The organism is Variovorax sp. P4_D9 (assembly GCF_056401695.1).
In genome coordinates this window covers 1-1383 of record NZ_JBFUIU010001436.1, presented here as the reverse complement: position 1 = coordinate 1383, position 1383 = coordinate 1, and the positions used below count along the sequence as shown (strand labels likewise).

The 1383-nt window shown below is 72.8% G+C and carries 1 protein-coding gene; it reads left to right on the top strand.

Features of this window, described 5'->3' with window-relative positions; all coding sequences use genetic code 11:
• Nucleotides 1-1383: FUSC family membrane protein (locus AC1DY5_RS55735; RefSeq protein WP_478122722.1), on the top strand; the 1383-nt coding region annotated here is incomplete at its 3' end.

The window sequence follows — 1383 nt, the reverse complement described above, 5'->3', positions numbered from 1 at the left end:
ATGGAGGCGCAGCGCGCGGCCGCCGTCCGCAGCCGCGCCGCGATGCGCGTGGCGCTGGGACACTACATCGCCAACGGCGTCTCGGTGGCGCTCGGGCTGCTGCTGATCTCCGGCGGCGTCCATCTGGTGCTGGGCACGCTCGCGGCCTCGGCCGCCTCGGTCGGCGTGATCGTCACCGCGCCGCCCGACCTGCCCGCGCCGCGCCGCGGCAAGCTGCTGCAAATGCTGCCGGCGCCGCTGATTGGGCTGCCGCTGTTCTTCCTCGTGCAGCTGCTGCACGCGGCGCCCCTCCAGCTCGGCCTGGTGCTGGTGCCGGCCACCTTCCTGGCCTTCCTAGCGATGGCCTGGGGCAAGCGAGGCATCCCGATCGCGATCGCGGTGATGTTCTCAATGATCTTCTCGATGGCCACGCAGAAGCCCGCCGACATGGCGGAGGCCGTGCAGCGCACGCTGTATTTCGGCCTCGGCGCCGGCCTCTACGTGATCTACGCGGTGCTCGCCAACCTGGCGCTCAATGCCCGCTACCGGGTGCAGGTGATGGCCGACCTGCTGCTGTCGCTGGCGGCGCTGATGCGCACCGAGGCGCGCCAGTTCACGCCGCTCGATGAATCCGGCGATATCCGCGAGGTGCCGGCCTCGCTGCTCGGCCTGCTGCTCGGCCAGCAGGCGGCGCTAGCCGACCAGCTGCAGGCGGCCCGCGACATCGTGCTCGAATCGCCGCGCACCCCACCCCGGCAGCGGCTCGCCGGCATGCTGATGACGGTGCTCGAGCTGCGCGACCTGCTGCTGGCCAGCGAACTCGACCTCGATGCGCTCAAGGCCCACCCGGGCCATGCGGCGGCGCTGGTCGAGATGCGGCGCATCCTCGAAGGCCTGGCCGGTGACACCGCCGCGCTGGCCGACGCCCTGCTGCTCGGGCGCCGGCCAGGGACGGTGCCCGACCGCCGCCACGAACTGACGGCGATCCACCTCGACGAGGAGGCGGCGCCGGCACGCAGCTACACCGGCCCGACGCCGGCGATGCTGGCGCGCGGGCTGGCCAGCCGCATCGGCCACATCAACGACGAGGTGCTGCGGCTGTCGGCCCTGGCCCGCGGCGATCGCGAGCCCGACCTGGCGGTGGTCCGGGCCAGCTGGCAGATGTTCGTCAGCCCGACCGAATGGTCGCTGCGGCCTTTCCTCACGCTCTGGCGCTGGGACGCGCCGCCCCTGCGCCACGCGATCCGCGCCGCGCTGGCGATCGCCGCCGGCTACGGCATCGCGCTCGCCTTGCCCTGGGGCTCGCACGACTACTGGATCCTGCTGACCATCGTGGTGGTGCTGCGCGGCAGCCTGTCGCAAACGCTGGAGCGGCGCAACAGCCGCGTCGCCGGGACCTTGCTG